This is a genomic window from Halomonas sp. QHL1, from assembly GCF_001882345.1.
Lineage (GTDB): Bacteria > Pseudomonadota > Gammaproteobacteria > Pseudomonadales > Halomonadaceae > Vreelandella.
Window position 1 is genome coordinate 1815246 of the sequence record NZ_MINL01000001.1, and the last position, 19525, is coordinate 1834770.

The 19525-nt window shown below is 55.1% G+C and carries 17 protein-coding genes and 1 pseudogene; 10 read left to right on the top strand and 8 right to left on the bottom strand.

The genetic code is table 11. The annotated features are described in order from the left end of the window. Positions 1 to 24 precede the first annotated feature (24 nt). Genes QHL1GM_RS08320 through QHL1GM_RS08330 form a run of 3 tightly spaced genes read left to right on the top strand, consistent with a single transcriptional unit; the run spans position 25 to position 4878 of the window. Positions 25 to 2262, top strand: coding sequence for an ATP-binding protein (locus QHL1GM_RS08320; RefSeq protein ID WP_071694053.1), 2238 nt, complete (start codon positions 25 to 27; stop codon positions 2260 to 2262). Next, entirely contained in the window at positions 2259 to 4025 is a 1767-nt protein-coding gene (locus QHL1GM_RS08325) for an EAL domain-containing protein (RefSeq protein WP_071694054.1), read from the top strand. The genes QHL1GM_RS08320 and QHL1GM_RS08325 overlap by 4 nt, the downstream gene beginning before the upstream one ends. After that, complete coding sequence (locus QHL1GM_RS08330) at positions 4015 to 4878, top strand: MurR/RpiR family transcriptional regulator (RefSeq protein WP_071694055.1); 864 nt, start codon at positions 4015 to 4017, stop codon at positions 4876 to 4878. The genes QHL1GM_RS08325 and QHL1GM_RS08330 overlap by 11 nt, the downstream gene beginning before the upstream one ends. A gap of 4 nt (positions 4879 to 4882) precedes the next feature. Here QHL1GM_RS08330 and QHL1GM_RS08335 read toward each other — a convergent pair whose 3' ends face one another. Both QHL1GM_RS08335 and QHL1GM_RS08340 read right to left on the bottom strand, forming a co-directional pair. Continuing rightward, positions 4883 to 5242, bottom strand: a complete 360-nt coding sequence (locus QHL1GM_RS08335) for a RidA family protein (RefSeq protein ID WP_071694056.1) — start codon at positions 5240 to 5242, stop codon at positions 4883 to 4885. A 72-nt stretch (positions 5243 to 5314) separates the two neighbouring features. Beyond that, complete coding sequence (locus QHL1GM_RS08340) at positions 5315 to 5800, bottom strand: Lrp/AsnC family transcriptional regulator (protein ID WP_071694057.1); 486 nt, start codon at positions 5798 to 5800, stop codon at positions 5315 to 5317. A 202-nt stretch (positions 5801 to 6002) separates the two neighbouring features. Between QHL1GM_RS08340 and QHL1GM_RS08345 the strand changes: the two genes are divergently transcribed. Further along, positions 6003 to 7688 carry a 2-isopropylmalate synthase gene (locus QHL1GM_RS08345; protein ID WP_071694058.1) on the top strand — a complete coding sequence of 562 codons (1686 nt, stop codon included), beginning with the start codon at positions 6003 to 6005 and terminating at the stop codon, positions 7686 to 7688. A 239-nt stretch (positions 7689 to 7927) separates the two neighbouring features. Then, complete coding sequence (locus QHL1GM_RS19670; RefSeq protein ID WP_254795276.1) at positions 7928 to 8092, top strand: hypothetical protein; 165 nt, start codon at positions 7928 to 7930, stop codon at positions 8090 to 8092. Here the strand turns inward: QHL1GM_RS19670 and QHL1GM_RS08350 are convergent. Continuing rightward, positions 8076 to 8447, bottom strand: a pseudogene (locus QHL1GM_RS08350) (universal stress protein); the annotation flags it as partial. The gene QHL1GM_RS19670 and the pseudogene QHL1GM_RS08350 overlap by 17 nt on opposite strands. Before the next feature lie 89 nt (positions 8448 to 8536). Here QHL1GM_RS08350 and crcB point away from each other — a divergent pair. From crcB to QHL1GM_RS08365, 3 genes are read left to right on the top strand one after another with little or no spacing between them, the layout of a single operon-like run. After that, entirely contained in the window at positions 8537 to 8938 is a 402-nt protein-coding gene (gene crcB / locus QHL1GM_RS08355; RefSeq protein WP_071694059.1) for a fluoride efflux transporter CrcB, read from the top strand. Beyond that, a complete protein-coding gene (locus tag QHL1GM_RS08360; protein ID WP_071694060.1) occupies positions 8935 to 9321 on the top strand; it encodes a CrcB family protein in 387 nt (128 codons plus the stop codon). Before crcB ends, QHL1GM_RS08360 begins: the two co-directional genes overlap by 4 nt. A 23-nt stretch (positions 9322 to 9344) precedes the next feature. Next, positions 9345 to 10301, top strand: a complete 957-nt coding sequence (locus QHL1GM_RS08365; RefSeq protein WP_071694061.1) for an arsenic resistance protein — start codon at positions 9345 to 9347, stop codon at positions 10299 to 10301. A gap of 158 nt (positions 10302 to 10459) precedes the next feature. Here QHL1GM_RS08365 and cfa read toward each other — a convergent pair whose 3' ends face one another. The 3 genes from cfa to QHL1GM_RS08380 form a co-directional block, all read right to left on the bottom strand. Continuing rightward, entirely contained in the window at positions 10460 to 11614 is a 1155-nt protein-coding gene (gene cfa, locus QHL1GM_RS08370; protein ID WP_175540416.1) for a cyclopropane fatty acyl phospholipid synthase, read from the bottom strand. Between the two features lie 210 nt (positions 11615 to 11824). After that, positions 11825 to 12682, bottom strand: a complete 858-nt coding sequence (locus QHL1GM_RS08375) for a universal stress protein (protein ID WP_071694063.1) — start codon at positions 12680 to 12682, stop codon at positions 11825 to 11827. Positions 12683 to 12702: 20 nt separating this feature from the next. Next, a complete protein-coding gene (locus QHL1GM_RS08380; RefSeq protein ID WP_071694064.1) occupies positions 12703 to 14193 on the bottom strand; it encodes a SulP family inorganic anion transporter in 1491 nt (496 codons plus the stop codon). Between the two features lie 503 nt (positions 14194 to 14696). Between QHL1GM_RS08380 and QHL1GM_RS08385 the strand changes: the two genes are divergently transcribed. After that, the gene (locus QHL1GM_RS08385; RefSeq protein ID WP_071694065.1) at positions 14697 to 15713 is read left to right on the top strand and encodes an isocitrate dehydrogenase; all 1017 of its coding nucleotides are present in this window, start codon (positions 14697 to 14699) and stop codon (positions 15711 to 15713) included. Positions 15714 to 15753: 40 nt separating this feature from the next. Here QHL1GM_RS08385 and QHL1GM_RS08390 read toward each other — a convergent pair whose 3' ends face one another. After that, positions 15754 to 17973, bottom strand: a complete 2220-nt coding sequence (locus QHL1GM_RS08390; protein ID WP_071694066.1) for a heavy metal translocating P-type ATPase — start codon at positions 17971 to 17973, stop codon at positions 15754 to 15756. Between the two features lie 68 nt (positions 17974 to 18041). Here QHL1GM_RS08390 and QHL1GM_RS08395 point away from each other — a divergent pair, with 68 nt between their 5' ends. Further along, positions 18042 to 18521, top strand: coding sequence for a helix-turn-helix domain-containing protein (locus QHL1GM_RS08395; protein ID WP_071694067.1), 480 nt, complete (start codon positions 18042 to 18044; stop codon positions 18519 to 18521). A 7-nt stretch (positions 18522 to 18528) separates the two neighbouring features. On the opposite strand, the gene QHL1GM_RS08400 is transcribed toward QHL1GM_RS08395, so the two are convergent. Then, complete coding sequence (locus QHL1GM_RS08400) at positions 18529 to 19305, bottom strand: ZIP family metal transporter (RefSeq protein ID WP_071694068.1); 777 nt, start codon at positions 19303 to 19305, stop codon at positions 18529 to 18531. Positions 19306 to 19525: the final 220 nt, after the last annotated feature.

Here is a 19525-nt window from a genome sequence, read left to right on the forward strand (position 1 = left end):
TTAACCTTCTGCTTTGGAATGGCCATGCAAGCCCCAGATACTCCCCATAATGAAACACAGCGTCTGGCGGCCTTGCATGCTTTAAAGGTGCTCGACACCCCTATCGACTCGGCTTTTGAACGGTTGACGCAACTGGCCCGCGATCTGTTCGATGTGCCTATCGCCTTAGTGTCTTTACTCGATGAAGAGCGCCAGTGGTTTAAATCACACCAGGGGTTTGAACTGTGCGCAACCAACCGAGCCATCTCATTCTGCGCCCATGCCATCGCCCATGATGCGCCGCTAGTGATTGAAGACACCCATGAGGACGAGCGCTTTGCAGACAATCCACTGGTCACGGACTCGCCGCGTATCCGCTTTTACGCGGGGTTTCCACTCCGGCCGCTGGAAGGCTTGGCCGTTGGCACGCTGTGCATCATTGACCACCAGCCACGTCAGTTCAGCGAGCGGGATTTAAAGCTACTCGGCAGTTTAGCGGGTCAGGTTGAAGAGCTACTTCGTCAACATAAGTTACAGCTGGAACTAGCCCACACCGCTCATCGGATGCACAAAGAGCAGAAGCTGCTCAAAATACTCCACCAAGGCATTACGGATTATCAAGCCCTGATGTCGGGAAAACGGCTGTGGGTATTTCTAATGGAGGCGCTGCGCGAACTTACCGATAGCGACTACGCGCTGATTGGCGAAGTACTGCCTACCAACACCACCAATGCCCTTAAAATCCATGCAATAACCGATCTGCCCTGGAGTGAGGAGTCGCGCCACCTGATGGAGCAGCTGCGTAGCGGCGATATGATATTGACGAATAGCAAGACGCTGCTGGGCCAGGTATTTGCGTTTGGCGAAGTGATGATGACTGACGATGTCGATAGCCACCCCCAACGTGGCGGTTTTCCTCCCGGGCATCCGCCGCTACATAATTACCTCGGTGTGCCAATCTTCAGCGGCGAACGGCTTCTAGGCATGTACGCTATCGCCAACAGCAAACAGCCGCTGAATCAAGCGCTGCTGGATTGGTTACAGCCGTTTACCGATACCTGCGCACTGCTGATCAATCTTTATAGCCAAATGGCCGAGCGTGAGCAGGTCATGGGCGACCTAGCCGCCGCTCGAGACCAGGCGGAAACCGCCAGCCGGGCAAAAAGTGAATTTCTCTCGTCGATGAGTCATGAGCTACGCACCCCGCTCAATGCCATCATTGGTTTCTCGCAAATTCTGGCTAATAGCCGCCGCGACCCGCTGGGGGAAAAGCAAAAGCGCCAAGTCTCCCAAATCGAGAGAAGCGGTCAACACCTGCTCAGTCTTATTAATGAAGTGCTTGATTTAGCCAAGATCGAAGCAGGCCATATGACGCTCTCCATCGAGCCGATTATTCTCGCCAATGTGGTTAACGACGCATGTTCCACCCTGGAACCCAGCGCTGAGGCGGCAGGCATTCATTTTCGCTATACCTTGCCGAACGACCGGTGGCAGGTAAACGCCGACTACACGCGCACCAAACAGATACTTTTAAACCTGCTCTCCAATGCGATTAAGTACAACAGCACCAACGGCTCAATCGACATTACGGTGGCATACCTAGTCGACCATGTGCGTATCAGCGTAACGGACACCGGCCCTGGCATTGCCCCTGAACGCCAGCACGAGCTATTTGAGCCTTTTAATCGCCTTGATGCAGAAGGCGGCAGCCTAGAAGGCTCTGGCATTGGCCTGGCGATTACCCGCGAGCTGGTGGAGCGTATGAACGGAGAGATGGGGGTAGAGAGCCAGCTAGGCCAAGGCGCCACCTTCTGGTTTACCTTACCCACGGCTAACGCCAGCGCCACCGCGGATGAAGCCTCTACGCCTAACTCGATTCATACCCAGCCCAGCAACGCCTTTACGCTGCTCTATATTGAAGATAACCCCGCCAATCAGCGGCTAATGGAAGACATCATCGATGAGATAGGTGAGATAAAGTTGCAAATCGCGCCTAGTGCAGAAATTGGCCTGGAAATAATGCGTCACTGCTCACCGGCCCTGGTGATGATGGATATCCACCTGCCGGGCATGAACGGCTACCAGGCATTGGAAGCGATGCGCCGCGACCCACTGTTGCAAGCCTTGCCGGTGGTCGCCCTCTCGGCCAATGCCATGCCTGGCGACATCAAGCGCGGTTTGGAGGCGGGCTTTAACGCCTACCTCACCAAACCGCTCGAACTTGATAAACTAGAAGCCACCATTGCTCAGTTTATTCAGACTGCTTCAGGGAAGGAACCATGAGCCTCACTGAAAAACACCTGTTAATAGTGGATGACAGCACGATTAACATCGAGCTCATGTTTGATCTTCTCGACGAGTATGGGTTTGAGAACATCCACGGGATCAACGACCCCCGCGAGGTGCTTCCCCACTGCCAGCGGCAGCTGCCAGACCTACTGCTGCTAGATATTCGCATGCCACATCTAGACGGCTACGCGGTTATTGAACAGCTAAGTACGCACTTTGCCGAGCAGATGCCGCCGATTATCGTGCTTACGGCACAAATTGATGACGCTACTCGCCAACGCGCGCTAGCCATGGGTGTGCGTGACTTTATTACCAAGCCCTTTAAGCAAGATGAAGTCTTACAGCGCATCCGTAATACCTTAAACATTGAGCACCGCTATCAGGTGCGCGAAAAGCAGGTCGACACCCTAGAGCTAATGGTTGCCAAGCGCACCCAGGAGTTAGACCGCCAGTCTCGCACCGACCCCATTACCCAGTTGCCCAACCGCCGTGGATTAAGCCAAGCGCTCCACGCCGCGGCCCTTCAGGCCTCGGGCACGGGGCTACTATTTATCGCTATTGATAAACTCGATGATGTGGTGCGCCTGCACGGCTACCGGGTTGCCGATCAGCTACTGCGTTTCATTAGCCAGCGGCTTCGTCAACAGCTCAACGCGGAGTGTCTGTTAGGGCTTTGGGGGGGAAGCGAGCTGCTCGTCATTACCTCCACGGCAAACCCAGACAAGCTGCTGCACCTAGCCGAGCAGCTGCTCGTCTGTTTCGAAAATGATCAGGCGTTGGGAGAGCTTTTACTTCCCCTCAGCGCACGTATCGGCATTAGCGCCGAAGCTGGCTATTTTGAGACGGAACGGCTGGTGCATATGGCCGCGTTAGCCCTACCTCCTCTGGAATCGATAAAGGTTCAGTACTACACACCCGCGCTCGAGATTACACAGCGGCACCGGCTGCATATTCAGCAGGCGATTCGCGGCGCCACAGAGCGCGGCGAAATGGCGCTCGCCTTTCAGCCTAAGCTATCGCTGGCTGACCACAAGATTCTAGGCGCGGAAGCGTTGCTGCGTTGGCAGCACCCGGAGTTCGGGCTTATCTCTCCAGTTGAATTTATTCCGTTAGCAGAGGCCAGTGGTGATATTCTCAGCATAGGTGATTGGGTGCTGAATGAAGCCATGCGCTATATCAGTATCTGGCGGGCACAGGGGCTGCTCAATGATGACTTTCATATCGCGGTGAATGTGGCCGCTCGCCAGTTGACCCGCAAAGACTTTGCCCAACAGCTGCTTGCTCGTCTCGAGCAGTGGCAAATTCCCCAGCGCTTCTTGGCCCTGGAAGTGACCGAGTCGGGGCTGATGAGTGACATGAACCATGCCCGTCAGCAGCTTGCCCAATTGGCAGACATGAATATCGCCGTCGCCATCGACGATTTTGGCACCGGCCAATCGTCGCTGGCGTATATTAAAACGCTGCCTTTCTCGACGCTCAAAATAGATCGCGCCTTTGTGATGGACTTGGAAACCAGCGCGATCGACCGTCAACTGGCTCATACCATTACCCAGCTTGCCCACAGCGTGGGCTGCGATGTGGTAGCGGAAGGCATCGAGACTTCGGCTCAGGCCGCTTATTTAAGCTCTATCGGCTGTGAAGCTGCGCAAGGTTACTTCTACGCCCGGCCGCTGCCTGCTGAGGCATTTGTGTCCTGGTGCAGCGAATGGAAACCGCTTTTTTCTACCCCTCACACGGAGACCGTTAATGGCTCATGACTTACTTGACCGCTTACGCGAACGCTTAGAAGAACTCAACCGCTCCGAGCGTAAAGTCGCCAATGTAATTCTTGAAGACCCGACGGTTGCCACTAGTCTAAGCATTGCCAGCCTCGCTCAGGCGGCAAGCGTCAGCGAGCCCACGGTTAACCGCTTTTGCCGTAACTTTGGTGCCAAGGGCTATCCCGATTTTAAAATCAAACTGGCCCAGAGTTTAGCTGGTGGCACGCCCTACGTGACCCGCGCGGTGGAACCTGGCGATACCGCCACTCAGTACACCCATAAGATTTTTGGCGCCACCATCGCCGCCCTCGATGAAGCCCAGCGCGAAATCGATATGGGCGCCGTTGAGCGCATGGTCGACTACCTCACCCAGGCCAAACAGATCCACATTTTTGGCTTGGGCGCCTCCGGCGCGGTGGCCCAGGATGCCCAGCACAAGTTCTTCCGCTTCAACCTGCCGGTGATGGCTTACATCGATGTATTGATGCAGCGCATGGTCGCCGCGGCTTGCCACACGGGGGATGTGGTGGTGATTATCTCCTACACCGGACGCACGCGGGAGCTGGTGGATATCGCCCGTTTGGCAAGGGATGCCGGGGCCGTCGTTCTCGGGATAACCGCGCCCAACTCACCGCTGGCTAACGAGTGCACTGCCACCCTGGATGTTGCTACTCCTGAAGACACCGACCACTACATGCCGATGACCTCGCGGGTAATTCAGTTAACGCTGATTGATGCGCTAGCCACTGGGGTGACCTTGAGGCGTGGTGAAGACTTCTTACCTCACCTCAAGAAGATCAAAGACAGCCTGCGCGATACCCGCTTTCCAGTGGAAAAGCCTGTGAAGTAAATCGTTAGCGGCTAACTGCAGCAGTGACGGTAATTTCCACTTTGAGCTCATCAGCGGGCAGGGGTGCGCAAACGCAGGTGCGCGCAGGTGCGTAGCCTTCCGGCACCCAGGCATCCCATACCTCGTTCATGGCGGCCACGTCGCTGCCATCTTTTAGATAAACCGTCGCACTAAGCAGTTGCTCACGGCTTGAACCAATCTCTTTTAACAACGCATCTACCCGCGCCAGCATGCTTTCCGTTTGGGCAGTAATGTCCCCCTCGCGGGCCTCTGGGCCAGCCACCTGGCCGCACAGGTAAGCCACACCCTGATGAATAACCGCACGGCTCATACGGGCTTTCGTATCGTGGCGCTGAATGGTCATAGGGAAAACTCCTAGCAGGTTGAAAAACAGCAGTCTAAACCGCCGACATTACCCTTGACCATGGGTAGCTTATTAAGCCCGGTCCGTGGGCACCGGGCGATGCTCAAAGACCCGTCGCAGTACAAAGCTGGTGTGCGCGCCTGTCACCCCTTCGATGCGGTTAATCACATGCAGCAGGAGGTGTTGGTAGTCGTCCATGTCGCGTACCAGGATTTTGAGCTGAAAATCCGCCGCCTGACCGGTAATGATCAGGCACTCGATGACATTGGGGATCTCACGAATATGGCGCTCAAAATTATCGAAGCGCTCCGGCGTGTGTTGATCCATGGAAATATGCAGCAGCGCCATTAACTGATAGCCCAATTGGCGGGAATCTACCTCCGCGCGATAGCGCAGTATAAGGCCATGCTCTTCCAGGGCCCGCACTCGGCGCAAACAGGGCGAAGGTGAAAGCCCGATACGATCCGCCAGTTCCTGATTACTAATGCGCCCTTCTAACTGCACTATATCTAAGATATGGCGATCAAAACGGTCCAACACAAGCGGGGTTGCGGCCATAGAAAGCAGCTCCTGCTAAAACAATTTAATTAAAAGACATACTCTGCCAATTATCTCCCCATCCTACCTTTCTTCGCAAGAACCTAGCGCGGCAAACCCCTTACACTATTTGAACTGCCAAAAGCAGCGAATCAGCAGCACGGCCGCCACAAGCAGCCGCTATCTATAACACTGTGACGACCACTACTTTAGGAACACCGCCATGCCTGCTTTCGATCATCGCAAATATCGCCCGGCGCCCCGCGTGCCTGCCTTCAATCGCCAATGGCCGGATCGTGATCTAGCACACGCCCCGATCTGGGTGAGCGAAGACCTACGCGACGGCAACCAGGCGCTGCTTGAGCCGATGACCGTTGAGCATAAGCAGCGCTTCTGGCAGCAGATCGTTAAAGTGGGTATTAAAGAAGTCATGGTAGGCTTTCCTTCGGCCAGCCAGCCCGATTACGACTTCGTGCGCTGGCTGATAGAAGAGAATCAAATCCCCGATGACGTCACCATTGCGGTACTGGTGCAGTGCCGTGAACACCTGATTGAAAAGACCTTTGCCTCGCTGGTGGGTGCCAAGCGTGCCATTGTTCACCTGTATAACTCCACCTCCACCGTTCAGCGCGAGAGGGTATTTGAGATGGATCGCGCCGGTATTGTGGATATCGCGGTTCAGGGCGCCACCTGGGTCAAAACCTACGCCGATCAATATCCCGAGATTGAGTGGTGTTTCGAGTACACCCCGGAAAGTTTTTCCAGCACCGAGATCGATTTCTCGCTTGAGATCTGCGAGGCGGTGATGGACGTCTGGCAGCCAACGCCGGACAACAAATGCATTCTCAACCTGCCTACCACGGTGGAAGTGGCGGGCCCCCATCATCACGCCGACCAGATCGAATACTTCTGCCAGCACATCAGCCGCCGCGACAGCGTGATTATCTCGGTGCACACCCACAATGACCGCGGTGGCGCGGTCGCCTCCGCCGAGCTCGCCCTGCTGGCGGGCGCCGAGCGAGTGGAAGGCACCCTGCTGGGCAATGGCGAGCGCACCGGCAATATGGATATCGTCACCCTGGCGATGAACCTCTACAGCCAGGGCATCGATCCTGAATTGGATCTCTCCAATCCTGATGAAATTATTCAGGTGGCCAACGAGTGCACCGGTATCGCCATGCACCCGCGCCACCCCTGGGTGGGCGAGATGGTCTACACCGCCTTCTCGGGTAGCCACCAGGATGCGATCCGCAAATCCCTCAAGCACCAGAAGCCTGATGAGCCCTGGCAAGTCGCCTATTTGCCGATTGATCCGCATGATATTGGCCGCGACTACCAGGCGGTGATTCGCGTCAATAGTCAGTCCGGCAAGGGCGGCATGGCTTTCCTGCTTGAGCGCGATTACGGCATCAACCTGCCGCGCTGGATGATGCTGGCCTTGGCGCCTTACGTGCAGCGGGAGAGCGAACAGCGCGCCAGCGAACTCTCCAGTAAAATGATTCGCCAGGTGATGTTCGATAATTTCACCCAGGAAGCGCCATTGTCTCTGGTGGATTACCAGCTCTCCAAAGGCCAGCAGGAAGGTATTGAGCTGACGCTGCAACAGGGTGACAAAACGCTGCGCCTTTCTGGCAAAGGCAACGGTGCGATGTCTGCATTTACCGATGCGTGGCAACGCCACTCCGGCAGCAGTGTAGGGATTATCGATTACAGCGAGCACTCCCTCGGGGCCAGCAGTGAAGCCAATGCCATTGCCTTCGTTCAGCTCAATATCGATGGCCAGCGGCTCTGCGCAGTGGCCGAGGATAGCGACACCGTGAGTGCATCGCTTAAGGCGCTGCTGTCAGGCATTAACGCAGCCCAGGCAACTGAGCTGCACCAGCAGAAAGAAGCTGCCGCCGAGGCTTAAATTTCAGTTAGAAATACAACTCTCGTTAACGTGCTGCCAAGGCATGTTGACCCACTTGGGTAACACGCGCCATCGCTATGCTAATGGCGCTAACCATCGGCGGGAATATCACTATTTGGGTACTAATGGTCGGCGGCGGACTGGTCATGGGCGCGCAAGAGCTAATTGCCTCAGGCCTGCTGATTAAGCTGTAGGGTGCTGCACATCTAGGCCGGGTACGTTCCGCGCTTAGCGCAGCCATGGTGTTCTCCACCGGCATCGCGCCTGCGGTACTGGGGTTGGCCATCAGCGCAGGCGCTCCGTTTCATGCGCTGCTATTGGGCATGCTGGGGTTTATCATCGCCGGATGGCTACTGGCCCAGCGAGTACTGTGGGAAGCCTCCAACATCACGGCTGAGCCATAAAAGTGCCGCAATCAGCGCAAAATAAAATTAGCACCGGCAGCTGGGCTTTACGCAACATCGTGGTGGTAGTGCTGCCGATCAAAAGGTGGCGAATGCGCGAGTGGCTGTAGGCACCCATCACCAACATATCGATATTATGCTCTTGCTTATAGCTACGCAGCGTCTCTTCCACTTCGCCCGCGCGAATAGCCCCTTCGGCGGTGTGGCCAGCCTCGCGTAAGGTTTCCAGTGCCCAAGTTAGCTGCGAGCGATTTTCAGCGGTTTCCGCGCCCACAATCACGACATGGCAGGTGGCGCCCTCAAACAGTGGGCTTTTGGCCAGCATCTCCACGCCTTTGCGGGCCGTTTTACTGCCCCCTAAAACATTTTTGCCTTCTTCGGACGCTATAAAACGCACATGCTAAACTTAGCGGCCTATTGAAGTGGCCGCCTAAGGGGGAAAGCATGGGAAATGGCTTAACAAGCGTACTGTTAGTCGCACTAGGCGGCGCGTTGGGTGGTATGGGCCGGTTCGCGGTCTCAAACCTACTCGCACGCTACCTCGGTAAGGCCTTTCCCTGGGGAACCCTGGCGGTTAACGCCAGCGGCGCATTTCTAGCGGGCTGGCTGCTCGGCAGCCTAGGTATCACCAGCGCCCCCTCGCCTTTATGGCTGTTCACCGTCGCCGGTTTACTGGGTGGCTACACCACCGTTTCCTCTTTTAGCTTGCAGACCATTGAGCTATGGCAGGGCGGCCAGCAATTCCAAGCTAGCGTTAACGTGGGTACCACGCTGCTACTTGGCTTAGCCATGGTCACGCTTGGCTGGGTGTTGTCAGGCGCTTCGCTGTCAGGAGCAACCTTATGAGCGCCTGGAAGGCTTACCTTGCGGTGGGTATCGGTAGCGGCGTGGGCAGCGCACTGCGCTATGGCATTTCGCTATTATCTCAATCGGCGTTAGGGGGTTATTTCCCCTGGGGTACACTCATCGTTAACGTACTGGGTTCCTGTCTAATCGGCTGGTTGGCCGCCACCCTCTCGCGATACCCCAACGGCCTGCTAGCTCATTTCCAACCGTTATTAGTCGCCGGGTTTTGCGGCGGTTTTACCACTTTTTCGCTGTTTAGCTTAGAGACCTTGCATCTAGTGCAATTGGGCCGACCAGGGATGGCGCTGGTTTATATTGTGGTCAGCCTACCGCTTTGGCTGGGCGCCGCTGTGGTGGGTGAGCGCATGGCGCTTTCTCGTTAGCAAAAGTCACCCAAGGAAGCCACATGCGCGATCAGATGGAAAAGCATCAGTCTTGGCTCTACCTGATTTTCATTGGCTTAGGCCTAGCGTTAGGCATCGGAGCACCGCAACTCGCTGAGCCGCTAGCGCATTTTTTATGGCCGCTGTTAGCGGTGCTGCTTTATGCGACCTTTACGCAAATTCCTTTGCTGCACGTTGCCCGTAGCTTTGCTGATACACGCTTTATGGCCGCGCTGATGGTCGGTAACTTTATTGCCATTCCGGCCTTTTTAGCCCTTACCGTTATTTGGCTGCCGCTTTCTCCCGCCGTAATGGCAGGCGTTTTACTGGTACTGCTGGTGCCCTGCACCGATTGGTTTATTACATTTACGCATTTAGGTAAGGGGGATACCGCTCGGGCGGTAGCCGCCACCCCGCTACTGCTGCTGGTACAGATGATCGCGTTACCCATTTATTTGTGGCTATTCTTGGGCAGTGAGTGGTTTGGACTTACGCTCTCTAAAGAGCTGCTTAGTGCTTTTGCAGGACTTATTCTCACGCCTTTAGCACTCGCTTGGTTAACCGAGTACATGGCCCAGCGCCACAAGGCAGTTAAACACACCATGCATTACCTGGGTTTACTTCCAGTGCCCTTACTGGCCTTGGTGGTGTTTATGATTGCCGCCTCCCAGGTCAACACTGTGTTCGGACTTAGCCGCGTGTTGATTCAAGTGGTATTTATCTTTATCGGCTTTTTACTCTTTGCGGCACTGTTGGGTAAGGGGCTTGGCAAGTTGTTTAAACTGCCCACCGCCAGCGCTAGAACGCTAGCGTTTAGCTTTGGGACGCGTAACTCCTTTGTGATGTTGCCCATCGCCCTAACGCTACCTAGCGCCTGGCAAGCAGCGGTCGTGGTGGTGGTGTTTCAATCCCTGGTAGAGCTATTTGGAATGGTGGCACTGTTACGCTGGGTACCCAGTAAGTTACTGCCGGATCCCTAAGCTTTGTACGAAAACTGCCTGCGCTCGGGCATGCATGCTGCGTTAAAAAAAGGCTCAAAATGCTCATTTACACTCCGTAAACTCCGCTTTTTCGCCGTTTTTTGCCTTGCCTGACCTTCGCTCGCCGACTTTTCGTACAAAGCTTAGCTTGATAGCAATTAGCTAACACGGGGGTATCCTCCCAGCACACCCTGCTTACTCATCACCAGTTGCCAAAGATGAATTTCCCTGGCCCGGAAAGCACCGGCACAGATAAGCAAGTAGTAGCGCCACATACGATAGAAACGCTCGCCATACTGGCTTACAAATGTCGGCCAGTGCCTCTCAAAGTTATCGTGCCACGCCATTAGGGTGCGGTCGTAATCAGCCCCAAAATTATGCACATCCTCCACCACAAACAGTGCTTCAGCGGCTTCCGCGATTTGCCCCAAGGTGGGCAGCTCGCCATTGGGGAAAATATACTTATCAATCCAAGGGTCAGTCACTGTGTTGCTTAAGTTTTTGCCGATGGTATGCAGCAAAAACAGCCCATCATCTTTTAAGCAGCGGTTAACGACGCCCATATACTCGCGATAATTTTTATGCCCTACATGCTCGAACATGCCGATGCTGACAATACGATCAAACTGCTCGCTTTCATTTCGGTAATCCTGCAGTCGAAACTCTACCGGCAAGCCCTTTTTGAGCAACCGCTGCCCAAAGTCCGCTTGCTCTTTGGAGATAGTCAGGCCTACACACTCAACACCATAGTGCTCCGCCGCGTAGGCCATAAAGCTACCCCAGCCGCAGCCAATATCGAGTACCTGCATACCTGGCTTTAATTGCAATTTACGGCAGACGAGATCGAGCTTGGCTTCCTGGGCTTCGTCCAGGGTTTGGGCATCCTTCCAATAACCGCAGGTGTAGGTCATGCGCTGATCGAGCATGGCCGCGTAGAAGTCATTACCCAGATCGTAATGCTTTTCGCCCACCTCCCAGGCTCGCTTCGCTGTTTGACGATTCAACAGGCGCGAACGCAGCGAGTGATAAACCAATTGAGTGGGTTTGATACGCTGCCCGAGCCGGGCACGCATTAAGCGGTAAAACAACTCGTCAAGCCGGTCAGCGTCCCAGTCACCCTTCATATAGCTTTCGCCAAGCCCAAGATTGCCTCGCGAAAGAGCGCTATCGATAACGCCGGGAGCATTCAACTGCATATCCCATGGGCGACTGCCATCGAGCTGAATATCGGCTTGGGTCAGTAGCTCGGCAACAAAACGGTGGGAAGTCGAAGCTTCATCGAAGCCAACAGGCGGTTTTTCCATCAAGGGCATGTTCACAGCAGGCTCCTCGCGCTATTCCAGTGAGTGAATAGGTCACAACCTGACTATTAGCATAGAAGCGCATTGCAACATTAGCATCATTTGATGGAGATCAATTTTATGCACTACAGGTACTAAAAAGCCGGCACACTCAAGAAGTGAGGGCCGGCTGCGAAGGTACTACGCAAAGCGAGCTAAACGGTTATGTGCTGCTGTTGAGTTTTAGCGCAAAATCAGCACTGGTATGCGGCTACCACGTAGCATGGCCGTTGTGGTGCTACCGACCAGCAGGTGGCGAATACGCGAGTGCCCGTAGGCGCCCATCACCAGCAGGTCAATGCTGTGCTCTTTTTCGTAGGCTTGTAGGGCTTCGTCTACATCGCCAGCACGAATAGCGCCTTCAGCTTGATGGCCCGCTTCGCGCAACGTGCTTAACGCCCAATCAAGCTCGGAGCGGCGTTCGGCCGTTTCCGCACCGACGATCAGTACGTGGCACTCGGTGCCTGCGAATAGCGGTGAACGAGCCAGCATTTCAACGCCTTTACGGGCGGTTTTGCTACCGTCAAAGGCCATCAGGATTTTTTCAGGTCGCTTGAAGGTTTTCGGCACCATCAGGATCGGACGGTGCAGTTCACGCACCACCCGTTCAAGGTTAGAGCCAAGATGACCACTGGCCTGGTGGGCGGTTTCACCGCGCTTTCCCACCACCAGCAAACGCATCTCTTTTTCAAGCTCTAACAGGCTCTCTACCAGGGTGCCATTGCGCTGACGAGTAACGGGGTCGCTGACCCCATCCTCAATTGCACGCTCTTTGGCGGCTTCCAGCATCAGCTTGCCCTGCTCGCGATTCACCTTGGCGCGCTGCTCATCAAGCTCGGAAAGCTCTTTCATCAGTCGTTCGCGGGCACCAAAATGCAGGTTGCCGGAAAGATTCTGCTCTTCGGGTACTTCCGAGTGGTTGTCGACCACATGCACTAAGGTCAACGGTGCATCCATGGCCAAGCTGGCCCAGGCGGCGTAATCACATACGCCTTCAGAAAACTGGGAGCCATCAATCGCGGCTAATACTTGATCTGTCATATCGCTCTCCATGCCCTGGTTTAGTGGTCGCCCATCAGCTTTTCAACCGCTTCGGGATCGTTGTGTACTGCATAGCGATCCACTACCGTTGCGCTGGCTTCACTCAAGCCAACAAGCTCTACCTCAGTGCCTTCACGGCGGAATTTAATCACGATCCGATCCAGGGCCTGGACAGCAGTCACATCCCAGAAGTGTGCCCGGGAAAGATCAATCCTCACCTTCTCAATACTTTCCTTGAGATCGAAAGCGGCCGTAAAGCGCTCGGAAGAGGCGAAGAATACTTGACCTACCACTTGGTATTCACGCTCCTTGCCAGCCTCTATCTCTCTTGAACCGATGTAGAGAATGTTGCCCACTTTGTTAGCAAAGAACAGCGCAGCAAGCAGTACACCGACAAATACACCAATAGCTAAGTTGTGCGTACTAACGGTAACCGCCACCGTTGCCAGCATGACAATATTGGTGCTTATCGGATGCTTTTTAAGATCCCGGATCGATTCCCAGCTAAAGGTACCAATCGACACCATGATCATCACCGCTACCAGCGCCGCCATGGGAATTTGTGATACCCAATCGGCTAAAAAGACCACCATTAGCAGCAACACAACACCTGCTATGAGTGTCGAAAGGCGCGTACGTCCACCGGATTTAATATTGATCACCGATTGACCAATCATGGCACAGCCCGCCATACCGCCCATAAGGCCTGAGCCAATATTGGCAATACCTTGCCCTTTACACTCGCGGTTCTTATTACTCGGCGTGTCGGTGAGATCATCGACAATGGTGGCAGTCATCATCGACTCAAGCAGGCCAACCACAGTCAGCATCAACGCGTAAGGTAAAATGATCCATAGCGTTTCCAGGTTCAGCGGCACACTGGGCCACAGAAAAACAGGCAGCGTATCAGGCAGTTCACCCATATCGCCGACACTGCGGATATCCATCCCACTGATCATATAAACCGCGGTAAGCACCACAATGCAGACCAACGGTGAAGGAATCGATTTACCGATGACCGGTAAATAGGGGAATAGATAGATAATGCCCAAGCCCGCCAATGTCATGGCATAAACATGCCAGGTCACGTCGGTCAATTCCGGTAGTTGCGCCATAAAAATCAGAATCGCCAGCGCGTTAACGAACCCAGTCACCACTGAGCGCGATACAAAGCGCATGAGTTCAGCTAGCTTTAAGTAGCCCGCAATGATCTGCAGTACACCCGTCAGCAGCGTGGCTGCCAGCAAGTATTCAAGACCGTGATCACGAACCAGCGTTACCATCAGCAGTGCCATGGCGCCGGTAGCGGCAGAAATCATGCCAGGACGACCACCAGTGAAGGCGATGACTACCGCAATACAGAAAGACGCGTAGAGGCCGACTTTAGGGTCGACACCGGCAATAATCGAGAAGGCAATCGCCTCGGGAATCAATGCGAGCGCTACTACAATGCCCGAGAGCGTGTCGCCCTTTATATTGGAAAACCACTCATGCTTACTGAAAAGAGACATTCAGAGAGTCCTGGTTGGAGATTGATAGAGTAAAAACGACATAACCAAACCTTGGACGCAACGCAGCGACGCATTTATGGCGCGCAATAAAAGACAAATAAGTCAGTGCTGGAGCAATCAAATGTTTGGTTCGCCAATCGGCGGAAGAGTGGCGATAGCGAGCCGTAACGCCGTGACAACGCAATGAACGTGTCCGACGTATCGCTTGAGGAGGGGAAAAACCTAGGGCGGAGTCATCAGCCCTGAAACTGAAATAAGTGTGAAAAGGTCATTACCGTTATGCCTTGCTGTCAGTAAAACGCGAATCGACATCGTGTCGTTATAAGCCGCAGGAGTCTATCAGCAATTCCAGCTGGTTGCACCCCGTGCTACTCCCTTTGCAGGGTGCCCTCTAGGTTCAATTTGGCGTACCATTACGCTCGAAAACGACGCCTTATCAGGTCCCAACTATTTACGTTGAAGCGGCAAGCGCAACCCGCCTGCCGATCAAAGAGGAGCAGCACATGAGCCAATCTATTGCAGTCATCAAGGGCGACGGTATCGGCCCAGAAATTATGGAGGCCACGCTGCGTGTACTCGACGCGTTAGATTGCGGCTTAACCTACCAGCATATTGACGCTGGCCTAGGCGCCCTTGAAAAGCATGGCACGCTGATTCCACAAGAATCACTGGATGCCATTGAAAAATATGGCATCGCGCTGAAAGGCCCGCTCACCACGCCGATTGGCAAAGGCTTCTCTTCGATTAACGTACAGCTACGCCGCCACTTTGATCTCTACGCCAACGTGCGCCCGGCGATTAGTTTCCCCGGCACCCGTTCACGCTACGATGGCATCGATATGATCACCGTGCGCGAAAACACCGAAGGCGCGTATCTTTCCGACGGCCAGGAGATGATCGACGACGGTGAGACGGGCATTTCGGTGATCAAAGTCACTCGCAAAGGCTCCGAGCGTATCGTGCGCTACGCCTTTGAGCTGGCCAAAAACAACGGTCGCAAAAAAGTCACCGCAGTACATAAAGCCAACATCATCAAAACCAGCTCTGGGCTGTTCTTGGACGTGGCTCGCGAAATAGCCAAAGAGTACCCCGAGATTGAATTCCAGGAGATGATCGTTGATAACGCCTGCATGCAGCTGGTAATGAACCCGCATCAGTTTGATGTGATGGTCACCACCAACCTGTTCGGCGATATTCTCTCTGACCTTTGCGCTGGCTTAGTCGGTGGCTTGGGCCTGGCACCTGGTGCCAACATCGGCGAAAAAGCGGCGATTTTTGAGGCCGTGCACGGCTCTGCACCGGATATCGAAGGCAAAAACATCGCCAACCCCTGCGCTTTACTGCTGGCCGCGGCACAAATGCTGGATCACCTGGGCATGAATGAAAAGGGTGACGCAATCCGCCAGGGCATTCGTACCGTACTGGAAACCCGCCGCGATATGGTCACCCCCGATATGGGCGGCACTGGCAGCACCGACTCCTTCGCCCAGGCGCTGGTCGAATACGTTCAGAGCCACTAGTCGACTCTTTCTAGCCGATCGCTTTCTAGTCGATCGTTTTCTAGTCAATGTCATTAAAGCGGTAGCGTAATAAGTGTAGTGCATTGAGGGTGACCAACACGGTCGCCCCAGTGTCCGCCATTACCGCGACCCACATCCCCGTGATCCCTAGCGCCGTTGAGACCAAAAACAGCGCTTTGAAGCCAAGCGCCAGGGCCACGTTGGTTTTTACATTGCGCATGGTGGCCCTGGAGAGCGCGATCATCTCGGCTATCCCGCCCACTCGGTTTTTAAGCAGCGCGGCATCAGCGGTTTCAAGCGCTACATCGGTGCCACTGCCCATAGCGATACCCACTTCTGCCGCTGCAAGCGCCGGCGCATCGTTAATACCATCCCCAACCTTGCCCACCGGCCCAAGCCCTTGTGCCTGCCACTTGCGCACACGCTGGGCTTTGTCTTCCGGCATTAGCTCGCCCTCTGCTTCAATGCCTAGCTGCTCACCAATGGCAGCCACGGTGCGGGCATTGTCTCCGCTGAGCATCACGGCCTGAACGCCTAGGCGTTCTAGTGCTTGAAGGCCCTTGCGAGCATCTTCACGGGGCTCATCCCGCAAGGCGATCAGTCCTAAAGGGCGCTCGTTATCTATCTCTATTTCAATTAATACGGCTACGCTTTTACCCTGCGCTTCCAGCGCTGCAATGCGGGCTTCTATCTCACTGGTGTGCTGGGTAAAGGATTGCAGATAGCGCGGGCTAACCAGTATTAACTCTCGCCCTTCCACCTGCCCGGCAACGCCCTGCCCCGCTAGCGCACGTGCGTCTTGTACGGCGGGGAGCCTCACACCTTGGGGCTGAGCACTGCCAGTACGAAAATATTCACTAATTGCTACAGCGAGAGGGTGGCTGGAGCTCTGCTCCAGAGCGGCAGCAAGACGCACTATTTCATCGATAAGGTTTTTATCAAGACGGCTACCAGCTTCGAAGCTCTCCACGTCCGTCACCGTGGGTTTGCCAGCGGTTAGGGTACCGGTTTTATCCAGTGCGACCCGTTTGAGCTTGCCTAACTGCTCTAATACCGCCCCACCTTTCATCAACAGGCCGTTGCGAGCGCCAACCGATAACCCGGCCGCAATAGCCGCGGGAGTCGAGATCACCAGTGCACAGGGGCAGGCAATAAGCAGAAGCGCTAGGGCGCGATAGATGGATTCAGACCACAGCATCGTCGACACCAGCGGCGGCACGATCGCGACCAGCAGCGCCACCCCGACGACCGCCGGCATATAATAAAAGGCAAAGCGGTCAATAAAACGCGCCACCGGTGCTTTGGCCGCCTGAGCCTCCTCCACGAGCTTAATCACACGGGCGATGGTGTTGTTTTCAGCGCTGCGGGTTACCTCGACCTCAAGCACACCATCTAAGTTGACGGTGCCAGCAAACACCGTTTCGCCCTCCCCACGCTCCCGCGGCACCGACTCGCCGTTGACCGGCGATTCATCGATTGAGGAGTGACCGGCAATAATTTGCCCATCGCAGGGTAGCCGGTCACCGGGGCGTAACTGCACCTTCTGCCCCGGCTGAAGCGAGGCGGCGGCTATCTCGCGCACTTCGCCCTGTTCCAGTAACCGCGCGGTGGAGGGCGTCAGCTTGGAAAGCGCTGAAATACTGCGGCGCGCTTGAGCGGCGGCGACGCCTTCCAGCATCTCCCCCACCGCAAATAGAAACACCACCACCGCCGCTTCGGCGGCGGCGTTTATCGCCAGCGCCCCTAGGGCTGCAATGCTCATCAGCATTTCGATGGTGAAGGGGTTGCCCATCTTAAGCGCCTGCCATGCACGCTGAATAACCGGCACAAGCCCAACGACCGTCGCGGCAATAAACGGCCAACTGCCCAGAGCGGGCCAGGCGAACTTAAGCCCCCAAGCAAGCGTCAGCAATACACCACTGACAATCACCAAACGCCCTTTAGGCGACTGCCACCAAGGGGTCGGTTTTTTCGATTCAGCCGTGGCCACCGATTCATCAATCACTTGGTAGCCCAGTGCTGTAATCGTCGACTCAATTTCGGAATGTGGCAGCATTTTTCCCGGTGGAGCGGTTAATCGCAACGAGCCGGTGACAGAACTCGCGGAGACTTCTTCGACATGATTTAAACGCGTTAGCGCCGCTTCGACTTTGCGTTCGCAACCGCCGCAGTCCATGCCCTGCACGCGCAGGGTGGTCGGTGTGTTCGTCGCTTGTGGAGCCTGGTGTTGTGTCGTTTTAGCAGGGGTGGTGTCACTCATCGCTCTTCGCTCCAAGTTCGTCTATCTTAAGAGCAGCGTAATACCTATAGTCACTAGAGGTTCAAGTAATGAACGATCAAAACCCTGAGCCAGCCACCACTGAGCACTATATCGGCATTGGCGAGCTGGCGCGGGAGTCCGGCTGCAAGCCAGAAACGGTGCGCTACTACGAACAGATTGGGCTACTGCCTTCAGCCCCGCGCAATGAAGGTAACCAGCGACGCTACACCACAGCCACCATCCGCCGTTTGACGTTTATTCGCCATGCGCGGGATTTTGGCTTTTCGGTGGAGGCGGTAAGGGAGCTTTTACAAATGGCGGATTATCCCGCCATGCCCTGCGAGGAGGTTGATACGCTGGCAAAACGTCACCTAGCCGAGGTCGAAGCACGACTCGCGCGACTCACCTCAGTGCGCGATGAGCTTCAGCGCATGATCAATCAGTGCGCGGGAGGCAGTGTTGGCCAGTGCCATATTATTGATGTGCTTAGCGACCACCGTCTGTGTCATCAAACGGGGCCTCACGGTGGCGCCGATGTCATCGGTTAACGCGCGATTAACCCAGCCATACATCTAAAAACAGCATAATCACTAGACCCATCGCCAAACCAAAAGTGGCTTTTTTCTGGTGCCCGCGGCGGTGAGTTTCGGGAATGATTTCGTGGCTGATCACATACAACATGGCACCGGCGGCGAATGCCAGCCCCCAGGGCAGCAGTATTTGTGAAACGCTGACAATACTGGCACCAAACAGCCCACCGATGGGCTCAATTAGGCCGGTTAGCGCGGCAATCGACCAGGAGCGCCACTTTGAGTAGCCCTCACCCATTAAGGCAACCGCAACGGCGAGCCCTTCTGGCATATTCTGCAGCCCAATACCGATGGCCAGCGGCATGCCGCCTTCCAACCCATAAGCCCCAAAGCCGACGCCCACCGCCATGCCTTCCGGCAGGTTGTGTATGGCAATAGCGAATACAAACAGCCACACCCGACGCAGCGATGCCGCTTCCGGCCCTTCACGGCCCTGGGCAAAATGCTCATGGGGAAGATGCTCGTTAAGCAGCGCAATTGCGCCCATCCCGAGCAGAATCGCGATACACACAATCGCGGCGGGCACGGGGCCACCGGCATAATAGATTTCCGCGGCATCAAGCGCTGGAATAATCAGCGAGAAGAACGACGCCGCCAGCATTACTCCCGCTGCAAAACCCAACGCCAGATCGCGAAAGCTACGACTGGGCGTTTTACCTAGCAGCACCGGTAGCGCGCCGACAGCAGTGAGCAACCCGGCGGTTAGGCTGCCCAAAAACCCTAGTAACAACGTATTTTCCATGGACAGCATAAACTCGGTTGGCAATTAGAAAGGCATCAATGAAAACAACACGTTGTTGTCTAACGTGGTATCAACACATACTTTAACGCACTAACGCCTAATGAATAAATAATGACGGTCTTCATCAGCACGATGTCAGTGTGCGCCCTGGAGGCATTAATAAAGGGACCCTCGTGCCTCTTTCCGCTACATTAGCCGCCACCCACTTTACCCAGCTGCA

Bases quoted from the DNA above. Each gene is read 5' to 3' on its own strand.
- QHL1GM_RS08320 (WP_071694053.1), top strand. From the start codon at position 25: ATGCAAGCCCCAGATACTCCCCATAATGAAACACAGCGTCTGGCGGCC.
- QHL1GM_RS08325 (WP_071694054.1), top strand. From the start codon at position 2,259: ATGAGCCTCACTGAAAAACACCTGTTAATAGTGGATGACAGCACGATT.
- QHL1GM_RS08330 (WP_071694055.1), top strand. From the start codon at position 4,015: ATGGCTCATGACTTACTTGACCGCTTACGCGAACGCTTAGAAGAACTC.
- QHL1GM_RS08335 (WP_071694056.1), bottom strand. From the start codon at position 5,242: ATGACCATTCAGCGCCACGATACGAAAGCCCGTATGAGCCGTGCGGTT.
- QHL1GM_RS08340 (WP_071694057.1), bottom strand. From the start codon at position 5,800: ATGGCCGCAACCCCGCTTGTGTTGGACCGTTTTGATCGCCATATCTTA.
- QHL1GM_RS08345 (WP_071694058.1), top strand. From the start codon at position 6,003: ATGCCTGCTTTCGATCATCGCAAATATCGCCCGGCGCCCCGCGTGCCT.
- QHL1GM_RS19670 (WP_254795276.1), top strand. From the start codon at position 7,928: ATGGTGTTCTCCACCGGCATCGCGCCTGCGGTACTGGGGTTGGCCATC.
- crcB (WP_071694059.1), top strand. From the start codon at position 8,537: ATGGGAAATGGCTTAACAAGCGTACTGTTAGTCGCACTAGGCGGCGCG.
- QHL1GM_RS08360 (WP_071694060.1), top strand. From the start codon at position 8,935: ATGAGCGCCTGGAAGGCTTACCTTGCGGTGGGTATCGGTAGCGGCGTG.
- QHL1GM_RS08365 (WP_071694061.1), top strand. From the start codon at position 9,345: ATGCGCGATCAGATGGAAAAGCATCAGTCTTGGCTCTACCTGATTTTC.
- cfa (WP_175540416.1), bottom strand. From the start codon at position 11,614: ATGCCCTTGATGGAAAAACCGCCTGTTGGCTTCGATGAAGCTTCGACT.
- QHL1GM_RS08375 (WP_071694063.1), bottom strand. From the start codon at position 12,682: ATGACAGATCAAGTATTAGCCGCGATTGATGGCTCCCAGTTTTCTGAA.
- QHL1GM_RS08380 (WP_071694064.1), bottom strand. From the start codon at position 14,193: ATGTCTCTTTTCAGTAAGCATGAGTGGTTTTCCAATATAAAGGGCGAC.
- QHL1GM_RS08385 (WP_071694065.1), top strand. From the start codon at position 14,697: ATGAGCCAATCTATTGCAGTCATCAAGGGCGACGGTATCGGCCCAGAA.
- QHL1GM_RS08390 (WP_071694066.1), bottom strand. From the start codon at position 17,973: ATGAGTGACACCACCCCTGCTAAAACGACACAACACCAGGCTCCACAA.
- QHL1GM_RS08395 (WP_071694067.1), top strand. From the start codon at position 18,042: ATGAACGATCAAAACCCTGAGCCAGCCACCACTGAGCACTATATCGGC.
- QHL1GM_RS08400 (WP_071694068.1), bottom strand. From the start codon at position 19,305: ATGGAAAATACGTTGTTACTAGGGTTTTTGGGCAGCCTAACCGCCGGG.